This window comes from Winogradskyella sp. A2 (assembly GCF_046762865.1).
In the GTDB taxonomy this organism is placed as follows: domain Bacteria; phylum Bacteroidota; class Bacteroidia; order Flavobacteriales; family Flavobacteriaceae; genus Winogradskyella.
Genome location: NZ_JBKQXM010000006.1, coordinates 227694 through 243806, shown reverse-complemented (window position 1 = coordinate 243806; position 16113 = coordinate 227694). Strand labels below are relative to the sequence as shown.

The 16113-nt window shown below is 33.3% G+C and carries 15 protein-coding genes; 5 read left to right on the top strand and 10 right to left on the bottom strand.

From position 1 onward, the window contains the following. The 3 genes from ACFWV9_RS13130 to ACFWV9_RS13120 form a co-directional block, all read left to right on the top strand. Positions 1–1743 (top strand): gliding motility-associated C-terminal domain-containing protein (locus ACFWV9_RS13130; protein ID WP_411895687.1); only part of this gene is annotated, 1743 nt, incomplete at its 5' end. 9 nt (positions 1744–1752) lie between these two features. Continuing rightward, entirely contained in the window at positions 1753–2688 is a 936-nt protein-coding gene (locus ACFWV9_RS13125) for a type IX secretion system membrane protein PorP/SprF (RefSeq protein ID WP_411895686.1), read from the top strand. A 12-nt stretch (positions 2689–2700) separates the two neighbouring features. Next, positions 2701–4605, top strand: coding sequence for an OmpA family protein (locus ACFWV9_RS13120; protein ID WP_411895685.1), 1905 nt, complete (start codon positions 2701–2703; stop codon positions 4603–4605). 382 nt (positions 4606–4987) lie between these two features. On the opposite strand, the gene ACFWV9_RS13115 is transcribed toward ACFWV9_RS13120, so the two are convergent. The 6 genes from ACFWV9_RS13115 to pyrR form a co-directional block, all read right to left on the bottom strand. After that, on the bottom strand, positions 4988–5485 hold the full coding sequence (locus ACFWV9_RS13115) for a CAP domain-containing protein (protein ID WP_411895684.1): 498 nt from the start codon (positions 5483–5485) through the stop codon (positions 4988–4990). Positions 5486–5680: 195 nt separating this feature from the next. Next, positions 5681–6328 (bottom strand): pyridoxamine 5'-phosphate oxidase, encoded by a 648-nt coding sequence (gene pdxH / locus ACFWV9_RS13110; protein ID WP_411895683.1) that lies wholly within the window; start codon positions 6326–6328, stop codon positions 5681–5683. A 63-nt stretch (positions 6329–6391) separates the two neighbouring features. Then, positions 6392–7309 (bottom strand): ribonuclease Z, encoded by a 918-nt coding sequence (locus tag ACFWV9_RS13105; protein WP_411895682.1) that lies wholly within the window; start codon positions 7307–7309, stop codon positions 6392–6394. A 3-nt stretch (positions 7310–7312) separates the two neighbouring features. After that, positions 7313–7645, bottom strand: coding sequence for a ribonuclease Z (locus ACFWV9_RS13100; RefSeq protein WP_411895681.1), 333 nt, complete (start codon positions 7643–7645; stop codon positions 7313–7315). Positions 7646–7648: 3 nt separating this feature from the next. Beyond that, a complete protein-coding gene (locus tag ACFWV9_RS13095; protein WP_411895680.1) occupies positions 7649–8578 on the bottom strand; it encodes an aspartate carbamoyltransferase catalytic subunit in 930 nt (309 codons plus the stop codon). 3 nt (positions 8579–8581) lie between these two features. After that, the gene (gene pyrR / locus ACFWV9_RS13090) at positions 8582–9121 is read right to left on the bottom strand and encodes a bifunctional pyr operon transcriptional regulator/uracil phosphoribosyltransferase PyrR (RefSeq protein WP_411895679.1); all 540 of its coding nucleotides are present in this window, start codon (positions 9119–9121) and stop codon (positions 8582–8584) included. A gap of 197 nt (positions 9122–9318) precedes the next feature. On the opposite strand from pyrR, the gene glgP reads away from it, so the two are divergent. Further along, on the top strand, positions 9319–10962 hold the full coding sequence (glgP, locus tag ACFWV9_RS13085; RefSeq protein WP_411895678.1) for an alpha-glucan family phosphorylase: 1644 nt from the start codon (positions 9319–9321) through the stop codon (positions 10960–10962). A 75-nt stretch (positions 10963–11037) separates the two neighbouring features. On the opposite strand, the gene rpsA is transcribed toward glgP, so the two are convergent. Both rpsA and ACFWV9_RS13075 read right to left on the bottom strand, forming a co-directional pair. Next, on the bottom strand, positions 11038–12873 hold the full coding sequence (gene rpsA / locus ACFWV9_RS13080) for a 30S ribosomal protein S1 (protein WP_411895677.1): 1836 nt from the start codon (positions 12871–12873) through the stop codon (positions 11038–11040). A gap of 259 nt (positions 12874–13132) precedes the next feature. Continuing rightward, a complete protein-coding gene (locus ACFWV9_RS13075; protein WP_411895676.1) occupies positions 13133–13735 on the bottom strand; it encodes a hypothetical protein in 603 nt (200 codons plus the stop codon). Between the two features lie 227 nt (positions 13736–13962). On the opposite strand from ACFWV9_RS13075, the gene ACFWV9_RS13070 reads away from it, so the two are divergent. After that, positions 13963–14340: a LysM peptidoglycan-binding domain-containing protein gene (locus tag ACFWV9_RS13070; protein ID WP_411895675.1), complete on the top strand. Its 378-nt coding sequence runs from the start codon at positions 13963–13965 to the stop codon at positions 14338–14340. A 35-nt stretch (positions 14341–14375) separates the two neighbouring features. Here ACFWV9_RS13070 and cmk read toward each other — a convergent pair whose 3' ends face one another. Further along, on the bottom strand, positions 14376–15074 hold the full coding sequence (cmk, locus tag ACFWV9_RS13065; protein WP_411895674.1) for a (d)CMP kinase: 699 nt from the start codon (positions 15072–15074) through the stop codon (positions 14376–14378). After that, complete coding sequence (gene porQ, locus ACFWV9_RS13060; protein ID WP_411895673.1) at positions 15074–16093, bottom strand: type IX secretion system protein PorQ; 1020 nt, start codon at positions 16091–16093, stop codon at positions 15074–15076. The genes cmk and porQ overlap by 1 nt, the downstream gene beginning before the upstream one ends. Positions 16094–16113 lie beyond the last annotated feature (20 nt).

Here is a 16113-nt window from a genome sequence, read left to right as displayed (position 1 = left end):
GACGTTGATGAAACAGACTTAACTATCACTGGTGACGTAACTGACGAGGCTGACAACTGTTCGGCTGGATTGGATGCAATATATGTTGACACTGTAGCTTCTGGATCTTGTGATAACGAATCTATTATAACTCGTACTTGGTCGTTGACTGATGCTTGTGACAATACAACTTCGCTTGTTCAGACTATTACCGTTGTTGATACGACGGCACCAACGTTTACGGTTCCTGCAGATATCACGATTGAATGTGACGTTGATGAAACAGACTTAACTATCACTGGTGACGTAACTGACGAGGCTGACAACTGTTCGGCTGGATTGGATGCAGTATATGTTGACACTGTAGCTTCTGGATCTTGTGATAACGAATCTATTATAACCCGTACTTGGTCGTTGACTGATGCTTGTGACAATACAACTTCGCTTGTTCAGACTATTACGGTAGTTGATACAACAGCACCTACGTTTACGGTTCCTGCAGATATCACGATTGAATGTGACGTTGATGAAACAGACTTAACTATCACTGGTGACGTAACTGACGAGGCTGACAACTGTTCGGCTGGATTGGATGCAGTATATGTTGACGCTGTAGCTTCTGGATCTTGTGATAACGAATCTATTATAACTCGTACTTGGTCGTTGACTGATGCTTGTGACAATACAACTTCGCTTGTTCAGACTATTACCGTTGTTGATACGACAGCACCTACTTTCACAACAACTCTTCCTACAGATATAGATGTAGAATGTGATGAAATTCCAGATGCGGAAGAAATACTAGCTACAGATAATTGTGGTGATGCTAACGTTACATTTGTAGAAGAAATTGTAGATGGAGCATGTATTGGAGATTATATAATAACAAGAACTTGGACAGCTACAGATACATGCGAAAATTCAACTGTACATACACAGATAATTACTGTTCAAGACACTACGCCTCCAGCTTTGGTTACACCATTTGATGAAAATGTAACCGTGGCATGTGACGATATACCAGAAATTCCAGAATTAGTATTTGAAGATGCTTGTTCTAATAATATTGAAGTTTCTTTTGAAGAAGTTTCTACTCAGGCTAATGATTTTGAAGACTATGAAATAATAAGAACTTGGACTGTTGTTGATGATTGTGGAAATGATGCTATTTTCACTCAAAATATAACAGTAGAAATAAGCAATGTTATTAACGCTTTCGATAGCTCAAGATGTGTTTTAGATGCTGAATTTGATTTATTCGATTTATTATCGGGTGATTTCAATATGAATGGTACGTGGAGTGTGGTTTCTGGAAATGCAACAATTAATGGATCTTTATTTGATCCTTCATCAGTTGAAGTTGGTATGTACACATTTATGTATTCAATAACTGAAGGACCATGTCCTAAGGAAGTAGAAGTAAATGTAACCATTGATGATGACTGTGTGGTCTTAGCTTGTGGTAAGGATAATGTTTTGATTTCTAAAACAGTAACAGCTAATGGCGATAATTACAATGAGTTCTTTACTTTAACAGGTGTTGAAGAATGCGGATTCGTAATAGAATTACAAATTTTCAATAGATGGGGAGCAAAAATATTTGAATCTAATAATTACCAAAATGATTGGAATGGTTATTCTCATAACTCATCAGTAGGAAGTTCTGGTAAAGTCCCAACAGGTACTTACTACTACGTAATTAATTTAAGAAATAGTGGATTAGAACCATTTGCTGGTCCTATCTACGTTGCAACAGATAAATAAACTTAACCGATGAAACTGAATAGATTTTTAAGTGTTGTAGTTTTTATACTAGGAATTTCTGCCTCTTTTGGACAGCAGTTACCTCAGTTTACACAATACATGTTTAATACCATCTCCATAAATCCAGCTTATGCCGGAAGTAGAGAAACTTTTAGTGCAGTAGGTTTGCACAGAAGTCAATGGGTTGGTTTAGAAGGTGGTCCTGAGACACAAACGCTTTCCTTACATACGCCATTACGCAATGAACAGGTCGGTTTAGGGCTTTCCTTTATCAATGATAAACTGGGTTATGAAAACTTTTCATATATCTATGGTGATTTTTCATACACTATTCCTACTGGTGTAAATTCTAAATTAGCATTTGGTATTAAAGGTGGGTTTACGCATTATAGCTTGGATGAAGAACTATTAAATGATCCTTCAGTAGTGAATGACCCATTTTTTAACGACGTATCTAATCGTTGGAGTCCTAATGTAGGTGCTGGTATCTACTGGCATTCACAACGTTGGTATCTTGGACTTTCAGCGCCTAGAATCCTGAATACAGACTATAATAATGGTGGAAGTGGTAATATTGATTATGTCGCTTTAGAGCGTATCAGTTATTATTTTACTGGAGGTTATGTTTTTAATCTTAGTGAAACAACTAAATTAAAACCATCGGTATTATTAAAGGCAACAAACGGTGCGCCATTATCTTTTGATATTTCGGCAAACTTTTTGTTTAACGAAACGTTTTGGATAGGTGGAGGTTATAGAATTAACCAATCTGCAGCGGCAATTGGTGGAATCGCTGATTTCCAGGTATCTAAACAATTAAGAATTGGTTACGCCTATGAATATCCAATATCAGACATTAGACCCTATACAAGTGGAACACACGAAGTTCTACTCATGTTTGAGGTCTTTAAGAGTAAACGTATTAAATCACCTAGATACTTCTAAAAGAAACGCATTATGAAAACAAGAATATTAGTTCTCATACTTACAATAAGTTGTTCGTTATCTTTTGCACAAAAGAAGTTAGCAGACAAGTTTTTTGAGAATTTCAATTATTATAAGGCTATTGAATTATATGAAAAAGCCGTTGAAAAAGGCGACATGAGCGCACAGGTCTTAACTAGACTTGGTGATTCATACTATAATAATTCAATATCAGATAAAGCAGCCTATTGGTATGGTGAAGCTTTAAAAGAGCACAAAACCATTGCCCCTGAGTATTTATACAAATATATTCAGTCTTTAAGAAGTATCGGTAATTACGAAGAAGCCGATAAATGGTTTAAAGAATTGAGCGCTGCTCAAAAAGGAGATAGTAGACTAAAAGGTTATAATCCTGACGAAGTTGATATTTATAATATGCTAACTTCTAAATATGAGGTTATCGTTAATGTTGAAAATGTACCGTTTAATTCTGAAAACTCAGATTTTGGTTCATTTATTTATAATGACAAACTTTACTTTGCATCTGCTCGAGATATTGAAAATGAAGTTTACAACTGGAACAAAGAACCATTTTTAGATTTATATCAATTGTCCATAACTGACACTGCTAACGTTAAAACATACGGTTCTGTATCAAAGATATCCTCCATTGATATCAATACAGACTTTCACGAGGCTTCTATCGCTATAACCAATGACGGAAAAACCATTTATTTTACAAGGGATAACGTTACAAAAAGAAATAAACTAGCTTACGATAAAAAAGGAACTGCCCATTTAAAAATATACAAGGCAACACTTGTTGATGAGCAATGGACAGATATTCAAGAGCTTCCTTTTAACGATAAAATTTATTCAACAGGTCATCCTGCTTTGAGTGCAGATAACAAAATATTATATTTTGTCTCTGATCGTGAAGGTGGAATTGGTCAAACAGATATTTATTCTGTTAGCATCAATGAGGACGGAACCTATGGCGAACCAGAAAACTTAGGTGAGATGGTTAACACTGAAGGACGTGAAATGTTCCCTTTTATTGCAAAGGATAATACCTTATACTTCTCATCCGATGGATATTTAAACTTAGGGTTGTTGGATATTTTTAAGTCTAACAAGCTTAAAGGAGACCGTGAAGAACCAGAAAATCTTGGTGCACCATATAATAGTGGTTATGATGATTTTGCATTCTTCATTGATTCTGATACAGAACAAGGTTACTTCTCCTCTAACAGACCAGATGGTAAGGGCGGTGATGATATCTATAGCTTTAATATTACTCAATGTAAACAAGAAATTACAGGTACTGTTTCGGATAGCGATACCGGTACTTTACTTAACGGTGTTAATGTTAGGCTAATAGATGAAACAGGTAAAGTCATTGAAGAATTAAATACTGAAGCAGGTAGTGATTTTACGTTTACCGTGGAGTGTGATCAGTCCTATACTGTTGTTGCCAATAAATTAGACTACAAAGAGGATAAACAAACTATAGCGGTTGATAATACTAATGAAAAAGTAAATCAAGCTGATTTAAAATTAGTGCCTCTTATTATAGATAATCAGATTGTGATCAATCCGATATTCTTTGATTTTGATAAGTGGAATATTAGAACAGATGCACAATATGAACTGGAAAATATTGTTGATGTCCTGAGAAAACACCCAGATATGGTTATTAAGATTGAATCCCACACGGATAGCCGTGGTGGTGACAGATATAACATGAAGCTGTCTGACAGGCGTGCCAAGGCAACCAGAGATTATATTATTTCCAGGGGAATAGGTAAAGATAAGATAGAAAGCGCCATAGGATATGGTGAAACACAATTGCTAAATAAATGTGCTAACAAGGTTGATTGTACCGAAGAAGAACATCAGATTAACAGACGTTCGTACTTTTATATTATAAAAGAATAATTCAACCCTCAAATTATGTTGAAAGAGTAGGCTATATGCCTACTCTTTTTTTTTGTTCAATAGGTACTCAGCTAAAACTTTATACATATATCGATACGACAATTCTCATAACAAAAAAGACAATATTAAACATATATAAGTACGTTCTATAAAGTCTATTAATTAAGATTTAGATCGTCATAATATTGATATACAAATTACTTAACTAGTATAAAGCTACATTAGATTACTAGGAAGTGATAAAATGGATATATTTCTTCAGTTAAAACTATAATCGACTATTATAAATTCAACAAGAGTTTATTCATTATAACTGTTAAGAATAAAAAAAGCCACATTACTGTGGCTTTTAATCTTGCTATTAATCAACTTTTTGAGCGGTTTAGCGCTTTATGAAGATATTAGTAAAATACCATTTACCTTCACTGTTCTTTTCAGCTGAAATATCAAAATCTGTGAAATCTCCTTCTATATTGTCTTTATGACTTGGGCTATTTAACCAAGCACCAACTACTGATTCTGCATTACTAAAACCATATGCAACATTCTCTGAAACTATTGCCGCAGAGGCATTAGCCTGCAAACTTTGTTTTCTTTGAAAAAAGTTATCATGAGACACATTATCAACCTCTATCATATAATCAGTGTGAGTATATGCAACAGCCTTAACTGTTCTATGATCGTTTAATGGATTTAATCCTTCTAATATCCTATGCTGATTAATTAATTCCATTATCTCAATTTCAATCTGCTTTGCTTGTGGTGCTACTGGCACCTCAATAGAATTAATTGTGTCTTCTGCTATATTCTCAGTAGAACATGATGTAAAGCCTAAAAATGTTATTAGAGCCAAGAAAGGCAAGATTTTAGATACTTTCATAAGTAGGTTATTTTAGTTTGGGATTACTAATGTATAAGCCTACTTAGCTAATTTCCGTTAAACAAATGTTAAAATCGACGAATAACATGCATTTCATCGATTTTTATTGCAAAACATCGATGAAACGCATTTAAAATTTGATTTTTTGTGTATTACAGCGAATTTTTAATGCCGTTTATCGATTTTAAAATACGGTTAAGGGCAAAGTCGCTCTATCTTCCAATTGTAGTCTTTTTGGAGTTTATATCTTATCCTATCATGAAGTCGGTTTGGTCTACCTTGCCAAAATTCTAGCTCAATAGGTTTAACAATATAACCACCCCAAAAATCAGGTCGTTCTATTTCCTTGCCTTCATATTGCTCTTCGAGTACCTTTAACTTTTGATCTAACGTATCTCTACTATCTATAGGTTCACTTTGATTGGAAACTATAGCACCTAACTGACTACCACGAGGACGAGATTCAAAATAACCATCACTTAAATTTTCAGAAATCTTTTCTGCCTTTCCCTTAATAATTATTTGGCGTTCTGCTGCATGCCAAAAAAAGGATAAACATACATTAGGATTATTTTTTATCGCCTGTCCTTTTTCGCTATTGTAATTGGTGTAAAAAATAAAACCTTCATAGGTGTATTTTTTTAATAGTACTACTCTACTCTTTGGATATTCATCTAAGCCAATTGTGGAAATTGTCATGGCATTAGCTTCGTCTACATTAAAATGAGTGTCTACTTCAATAAACCAATCTCTAAATAGCTCTAAAGGGTTTTCAGGTACATTTCCTAGTAACAATTCTCCTTTCTCGTAAGATTTTCTGTAGTCGCTTAAGTCTTTTTCCATAGTAATACTAAGATACTTCAATTTTTTATTTCAATAAAACAGATTTGAAGAATGTAAAAATGATTAATTAACATTTCCAAACTCAAAGCAAATTCCATCTTTGGCTAATAATACATTATCAAATACTTCTTCCGCTTCTTTTTTAAACAAAACGTAACCGTTATACCTAGTTGAGTAATGACCTAAAATCAAAGTTTTAACTGATGCCTTTTTAGCAATGGTAGCAGCCTGTTTTGCTGTACTGTGTTTAGTGAGTTCACAAAGATCCTCGTTCTTGTTTAAAAATGTTGATTCGTGATATAAAATATCTGCATTCTTAATTATCGGAATTACATCTTCACTATACTTAGTATCACTGCAATAAGCATAGCTTTTAGGTAGCTTTGGATCTAAAGTAACGGTATTATTTTTAATCAGTTTACCATCTTCATTAATCACATCTGCACCTTGTTTTAATTTTCTATAGTAGGCCTTATCAATTTTTGCTTTTAATGCGGCATCCTTATCTAGTTTACGTTCATTAGGTTTTTCTTTAAATAGAAAACCGTTGGTATAAATACGATGAACGAGTGGAATTGTAAAAACCTCTACTTTATCATCTTCATAGATTAATTCAGATTGTTTTGAACTTAACTCATGAAATATTAATGGATAATTAGTCCAAGAATCTGAAAGTTTCATTTGGAGTGTAATAACTTCTTTTAATCCCTTAGGTGCATAAATATGCAACTCAGTTTCACGGGTTAAAAGTCTGAATGTACTAATAAGCCCTATCAAACCAAAATAGTGATCGCCATGGAGGTGTGAAATAAAAATATGTTTAATTCTGGAAAACTTAATCTTATGTCGTCTCAGTTCTACCTGTGTACCTTCACCACAATCAATAAGAAACATGTGGTTTTTAATTTCCAATACCTGTGAAGTAGGATTTGTATCAGTTCTTGGTGTAGCGCTATGACAACCTAATATGGTGAGTTTCATTAATTAAAATCCTAAATCGCGCTCAATATCCTCCATTTCCATAATGTCGTAAGCCTCTTGCATGGTAGGTACAACAACAATTTCGTCTGGCATTTCATCCAAATCAACTTTATCTGTTACCACAACAAAAGATTTTTTATCACCTCTATGTTGATTGCTTAACCGTAAAAATTCAATAATATCTTCAAGTTCAATTTTTTCAATACTAGAAAGACTGACTATTAAGTGATAATTTTTAAATTTATTATAGCCTTGTTCAATATTATTAACAAGAGTTTTTACTGAAGCTTTTTCTTGAGTTATAATAGTAACATTACCATCTCTATCAATTATCATAATTTACTGCTTAATTTTTGATGCTAACAAATAAATAACTGCCATTCTAATTGCAACTCCATTTTCTACTTGATCCAAGATAATGGCCTGCTTAGAATCTGCAACATCGCTTGTAATCTCTACTCCTCTATTTATTGGACCTGGATGCATAATCACGATATCCTTATTCAAACTATCGAGCAAATCTTTATTTATACCATACTGCTGGGTGTACTCTCTGGTAGAAGGAAAATAACTTATATCCATTCGTTCATTTTGAACTCTTAACATATTGGCAACATCACACCATTCTAGAGCCTTTATTAGGTTTGTTTCAACTATCACTCCAAGCTCATTAATATACTTAGGAATTAAAGTTTTTGGTCCGCAAACCATAACATTGGCACCTTGCAGTTGTAATGCATAAATATTAGACAGTGCTACTCTACTATGCAATATATCACCAACAATTACCACATTCTTACCTCTCACAGCACCAAGTTTTTCTCTTATAGAATACGAATCTAGTAAAGCCTGTGTTGGATGCTCATGTGCTCCATCTCCTGCATTTACGATGCTTGCTTTAACATGCTTTGATAAAAATACACCTGCACCAGGACTAGGATGACGCATTACAACCATATCTACTTTCATGGATAATATGTTGTTAACTGTATCAACCAGGGTTTCTCCTTTTTTAACTGAAGATTGCGATGCTGAAAAATTAATTACATCTGCAGATAGTCTTTTTTCGGCAAGTTCAAACGATAATTTTGTTCGAGTAGAATTTTCAAAGAAAAGATTAGCAATGGTAATATCTCTAAGTGACGGAACTTTTTTAATGGGTCTATTAATAACTTCCTTAAACTGATCTGCAGTCTCAAAAATAAGTTCTATATCCTCTTTGTTGAGATACTTAATGCCTAATAAGTGGTTAACACTTAATTCACTCATAATTTATTTATTAATCAAATACACTGCATCCTCACCCTCATTTTCTACCCAATTCACCTTTACTTTTTGATCATCAATCGCATCAACTTGTCTTCCTTTATAATTAGGTTGTATCGGCAGATGACGGCTAAACCTTCTATCAATAAGGGTAAGTAATTCTATATTGTTTGGTCTACCAAAAGATTGAATGGCCGTTAATGCTGATCTTATACTTCTACCCGTATATAGTACATCATCAACAAAAACCACATTCTTATTTTCAACAATAAAATCTATTTCGGTAGTATTTGCTTCAAGTGGCTTGTCACCTCTTCTAAAGTCATCACGGAAAAATGTAATATCCAAATGACCAAGCTTTATATCCTTAATTTTATAATCTTCCTTTAGCATTTTCGCTAAACGGTCAGCTAAATATTTTCCTCGTGGCTGAATACCTATTAGTACAGTATCAGTAAAATCATTATGGTTTTCAATGAGTTGACAAGCCAATCGGTGTAGTGTAATGCTGACTTCTTTAGAGTTAAGTAAAACTTTTTGACTCATATAATATGCAATCAATGCTGGGATGCAAAGTTAAGTTAAATAATTTGAGAATCAAATTAATGAATCCTCATTAAACAAGATGTAAATTTAGTAGATTAATAATTTTAATCGAATCATAACTTTAATGACATTTATCACAATAAAAGTGCACATCTTATTCTTATATTTAGCGCTTTAAAAACCAAACTAAAATCTACATGAATAGTAAGTATAGTAAATGGCATCATCCCTATAAAATTGATAAGAAGTACGATAAAAAAGTTGCTTATTTTAGTATGGAATTTGGGATACACCAAGCGTTAAAAATTTACTCAGGTGGCCTCGGGTTTTTGGCTGGGTCTCATATGCGTTCAGCAAATGAATTAAAACAAAATGTTATTGGCGTTGGAATGCTCTGGAAATATGGATATTATGACCAATCTCGGAACAAAGACAAAACTCTAAGACCTGATTTTGTTGAAAAAACCTATAATTTTTTAGAAGACACAGGTATTGAGGTATCAATTGAGTTACATGACAATCCAAATGTAAAAGTTAAGGCCTATGTGCTAAAACCAGAAATATTTGGAAGTGTTCCAATCTATCTTCTCAGTACTGACGTTGAAGGTAACGACTTTTTATCAAGGACTATTACCAATAATTTATATGATGCAAATGAAGCAACGCGAATATCTCAAAGTATTGTACTGGGTATAGGAGGCGCCAAGGTTGTGGAAGCTTTAGGTGGAGCTAACATTTATCACCTAAATGAAGGCCATGCCCTACCGGCTTTTTACTATTTAAGAGATAAAGGTGTAAAGAAGAATAGATTTGTATTTACAACGCATACACCAGAAAAAGCAGGCAATGAGGAACGTGATGCAAACTATTTGAATCAATGTGGATTTTTTGGACGAACACTTTCAGCTGAAGAACTTGCAAAAGAGTCTGTTAATGGTGGGAAGATTAATTATACGGTCTCAGCGTTACGTATGGCAAAAAAGGCAAATGCTGTTTCAAAGCTACACGCCAAGGTGTCTCAGGAAATGTGGAAAGGTTTTGACAAAACATGCAAAATCATTCCGATAACCAATGCTCAAAATCAAAACTTTTGGCAAGATAAAAAGCTTAAAAAGGCATGGGAAAACAAAAAAGAAAGTGCTTTTAACAAACGAAAACTAGAACTTAAATCAGAACTTTTTGATGAAGTTTTAAATCAAACGGAAAAGATTTTTGATCCAAAAGTTTTAACTTTAGTTTGGGCTAGACGATTTGCGGGTTATAAACGTGCAGATTTGTTGCTTTACGATATTGAACGTTTTGAGCGATTAATTTCTAATGAGAAATATCCCGTACAAATTATTTGGGCTGGTAAGCCATATCCATTAGATTATTCTGGTATTGAAATCTTTAACAAACTAGTACATTATACTAAGTATAAGCCAAATCTTGCTGTATTAACCGGTTACGAAATGGATTTGTCCAGAAAACTTAAGGAAGGATCTGATGTATGGCTGAATACTCCTAGAATTACCCGTGAAGCTTCTGGCACTAGTGGTATGACAGCTGCCATGAATGGTTCTGTAAATGTTTCTATAAATGATGGATGGATACCTGAGTTCGAAAAGAATAACAAGAACAGTTTTATTTTACCAGAGCAAGACTATAAAATGCCAGTTCATGAACAAGATAAATTAGATGCAGAAAATCTTTATGATATATTAGAAAACAAAGTTATTCCAACCTATTATAGTCAACCTAAAAAGTGGCAGGAAATAGTGTTTAAAGGAATTGATGATGTATTACCAGAGTTTTCTAGCCATCGCATGGCAGATCAGTATTACAAGGAATTATTCAACTAGATTGATCTATAGTTATCAAAATAAAAAAGCCTCTCTTAACGAAAGGCTTTTTTTATGTGATATAAATGTAAGGAATTATTTCTTCCCGTCCATTTTATCTTTAAGTGCTTGTAAAGCGTCGTTTGCATCACCTAAAGTTGGCTTAGCTTCTGCTGCTTGAGCTTCAGCTCTTTTAACAGCCTTCTTAACTATTTTCGCTTCTTCTTCTCTAAATACTGCTGTATGAGAAGCTACAACACGTTTGAATTCTTTATTAAATTCAATGATCTTAAATTCTGCCTCTTCACCTTTTTTAAGTTTAGATCCATCTTCTTTTTCTAAATGACGAGATGGTACAAAGGCAACAATATCTTCATTAAACTTAACAGTAGCACCTTTATCAACAATTTCAGTTAATTCTGATTTGTGAGATGTACCTAAAGCAAATTCTTTTTCGTATTTATCCCAAGGGTTTTCAGTAGTTTGCTTATGACCTAGAGATAATTTACGACCTTCTACGTCTAATTCTAAAACAACAACATCTAAATTATCACCTACATTACAGAATTCTGATGGATGCTTAATTTTCTTAGTCCAAGATAAATCAGAAATGTAAATTAATCCATCAATACCTTCTTCTAATTCAACAAAAACACCAAAGTTTGTAAAGTTACGTACAATACCTGAGTGCTTAGAACCAACAGGATATTTAGTAGTAATGTCTGTCCATGGATCTGGTGTTAATTGCTTAATACCAAGAGACATTTTTCTGTCTTCTCTATCCATTGTTAGGATAACTGCATCGATTTCATCACCTACTGCAACAAAATCTTGAGCTGAACGTAAATGTGTTGACCAAGACATTTCACTAACGTGAACTAATCCCTCTACACCGTCAGCAACCTCAACAAAAGCACCGTAATCTGCAATTACAACAACTTTACCTTTTACTTTGTCACCTACTTTTACTTCTTCTCCTAGAGCTTCCCAAGGATGTTTAGATAATTGCTTAAGACCTAGCTGAATTCTTGATTTGTTTTCATCAAAATCTAAGATTACAACATTAAGTTTTTGGTCTAATTCTACAATTTCATTTGGATGATTTATTCTAGACCACGATAAATCTGTAATGTGGACCAATCCGTCAACTCCACCAAGATCAATAAATACACCATAAGATGTAATGTTTTTCACAACACCTTCTAGTACTTGACCTTTTTCTAATTGGCTAATGATTTCTTTCTTCTGTTCCTCAATATCAGCCTCAATAAGTGCTTTGTGCGAAACAACAATGTTCTTGAATTCGTGGTTAATCTTTACAACCTTAAATTCCATTGTTTTATTTACATACTGATCATAATCTCTAATTGGTTTTACATCAATTTGAGAACCTGGCAAGAATGCTTCTATACCAAATACATCAACGATCATTCCACCTTTTGTTCTGCACTTAACAAAACCGTTTACTATTTCACCAGTATCATGTGCGTTATTTACTCTATCCCATGCTTTAATTACACGAGCTTTTCTGTGAGATAAAACCAATTGACCAGTTGCGTCTTCACGAACGTCAATTAATACCTCAACTTTGTCACCAACTTTTAAATCTGGGTTGTAACGGAACTCATTTAGAGAAATTACACCTTCCGATTTTGCATTGATGTCAATAATAGCATCTCTATCTGTAATGTGAATCACCTCACCTTCAACAACTTCGTCATCTAAAGTGTCAACGAAATTTTCAGATACTAATTTTTCAAATTCTTCTAACTTCTTATCCGCTACTTGCTCAATTCCTTCTTCGTAATTGTGCCAATCGAACTCTTTTAGAAATTTTTCTGGATTTGCTTGAGCTTCAGAGACTACTGGAGCTTCTACTGTAATAGCTTCAGTTGCTTCAACTTCAGCTTTTTTTGTTTTCTTTTCAGCCATTGTGCTGATTAAAATTTGTATTCTGTATCTTTTGAAAGACTGGCGGAAAAGCTACAGAAGCTATTTTGTTTCGTTTATACCCTTTTTTACTTTCCTAATGACCGCCAAAAAGGTCTGCAAAAGTACAATAATATTGTAGTTTTACAAAAACTATTGATTAATTATTTCAATAGAAAGAAATTATAAAAAGCTACTGATAGAAAATCTGTTTGGACCTTCCGAATGGGTCTAATAACTAATAAAAGTTCTAAGGTATTTTTTAATTACTTGGATTAACTATAATTTTAGGATCAATGGTATAGTAGCCTGTTACACCATCAGGATTTAAAATGGCTACTTCAATTTCATATTTATATTCAACTGCTTCTGTAATATCGTCTGCTATTACTTCTAAACCAAGAAAACTAGATAAGCTTCTATCGTTATCAAAAGGAAATTCAACAGCATCATTAGATCCAGGATCCGCAAAAGATTTATTAAACATAGATCCATATAAATCCAAAGTATCTACTGGGACATCAAATACACCTGGATCACTTGGGTTTTCTTCAAAAAAAGAAAGTCTTGAATAGAGTAATCCTTCATTTAAGCCCAATAGCATAGGCTGATCTAAAATAAGTCTTTGTCCAAACTGTAATTCGATTGTAAAATCTGATGCTGAAACACTATTGTCATCACCTAATACAACCAAATCAGTAATATCAGAGCCTGGAGGTCTATTTAAAATATCATCTAGTTGAATTGAAATTTCAGGTCTTATTGTACTTTGAAAAGGCGGATCTTGCGTACCATCATCGTCACCAAAAGAACAAGCTGTTAATAAAAAAATAAATAGGAATAATAAATAAATAGGCTTTTTCATAATCTCAATTTTTCTGATAGCTGGAATTAATTCAAATATAATCGAATTATAAAAAATTTACAATTATCAATTTTTATTTTTTGGTCAAAATAATCTTAAATAAATGTGACCAAAATTAAATTATTGTGTCTTAAAAGTATAACATCAATTTGGTGCTAAAGAACTTATTTTTTGGCAATTAAATTGATATATTTACAGAACTATTAACAAATAAAAATCTTATAATTATGGTAAAGGCAAAATACCAAGATGTACTAGACTTAGGACAACAATTAAATATTCAAGACGGAAAAGTTGAAGAATCTGATGGTAGACTTAAAGTCTGGGGTACCGCATCAACTCAATACGAAAAAAATCTACTTTGGGATAAAATCAAAGAAATAGGTGGTGATAGCCCAAGTGATATTATGGCAGATATTAAAGTTGCTGACGAAACAGTTTATGCAAGGCATACTGTGGCTTCAGGGGAGACTTTAGGTAAAATTGCTAAGCACTATTACGGAGATGCAATGAAATACAAGGAAATTTTCGCTGCTAATTCTGATATATTAAAAAATCCAGATTTGATTTATCCAGATCAAGAATTAATTATACCGAATCTATAATTTAATTATTGAAAATATTAAAAGGTCTTACTTATTCAGTAAGGCCTTTTTTTTATAGCCTTTTCTACAAGTATAAGTATTGTTTCTACCTGTTCTTCTATAGTTAGATCAGAATTATCAATTTCTATGGCATCATCTGCTTTTAATAATGGCGAATCTTTTCTTGTCGAGTCGATTCTGTCTCTAGTAGTTACGTTTTCCAAAACCTCATCATAACTTAAGTTATGACCTCGTTCTAACAATTCTTTAAATCTTCTTTTTGCTCTAGTTTCTGCAGAGGCCGTCATAAATATCTTAAGTTCAGCATCTGGGAATACAACAGTACCTATATCTCTACCATCCATAACAATACCTTTCCCTTCTCCCATCAACTGCTGTTGTTCCACTAATTTTCGCCTTACTTCAGAAAGAGTAGCAACAGGGCTCACAAAACTTGATACTTCTAAGGTTCGTATGTCCGACTCAATATTCTCATTATTGAGATAAACTTCTGCAAATCCTAATTTATCATTAAACTGAAATGAAATATGAATCTCATCTAAACTTTTAACAAGTGCCTTAGAATCTAATTTTTTATTATTTATAAAGTTGTTCTTTAATGCAAAATAAGTTACAGCTCTATACATTGCACCTGTATCAACGTAAATGTAATTAAGCTGATTTGCCAATCGCTTAGCAATTGTGCTCTTTCCTGTAGAAGAGTATCCGTCTATGGCAATAACTATTTTATCCATTAGTCTAAATCTATCTGTAACCCAAAGAAACTCGTATTTGATGCACTGGTATATCTAGCATGCGTGTAGCTAAATCTCATTTTATTCAATTTTATACCCACTCCAACCGAAATACCAGAAAAATTTCTTTGATCAACAATTCTTAATTCTTCAGATCTCCTAAAGTTATAACCTAATCTTAAATTAAAACCGCCTTCAGGGAATAATTCTGCTCCTAAAATTAAATGTCTTAGAGCATTATTGAAAAAACTAACCTCTTCTTGGGTTTGATTACCATCCAAATCTGTTGTTGCCCTTGCCGGATTAGAAATACCAATTGGCCATTCTTGAAGGTTTTCTAAAGTAAGATGCCAACGCAGTGGCACATTTTCTAAAGTTTGGGACATGCCAAAATTAACTTCGAATGGTAATGGTTCATTTTGACCAGCGTAAGTTGTAAATTGAGTTCCTAAATTTCTTACAGTTATGGCAGCATGAAAATCTAAATCTTCATTTATATACATTAAACCTAAATCTACTGCACCTCCAATAGAATTATATTGTTCTAATAATGATGTAATAATTTTGAGATTAGCACCAACATAAAAATCAGTGTAAGGAACATTATAATTATAACCTAAAGATATCGCCGCTTCGTTACCATTAAACGTTCCAGTCGATACACCATTTACGTCATAACCGTCAAAACTCCCATAATTTATATATGTAACTCCAAAATGAAAGGTTTGAACATGTCTATCCCAAGTATAAGCATATGCTGCTGTACCATAACTTATGCCGCCTAAATAGCTGGAATAGTTTACGGCCAACTGATTACTCATTGCACTATTAATAGAAGCAGGATTATAAAGTGCTTCAGTAACATCATGATCAAAGTTGGTTATAATTTTACCGCCTAATGCCGCTTGTCTTGGAGAGGATACTAAATTTAAAAATTGATAAGTAGATTCACCGCCCAATTGGCCAAATAAAGGCAATGCCAAAAGCATTAAAAACGAGCTAATAATCCCTTTTATCATAGATTTTGCAAAATAACTAA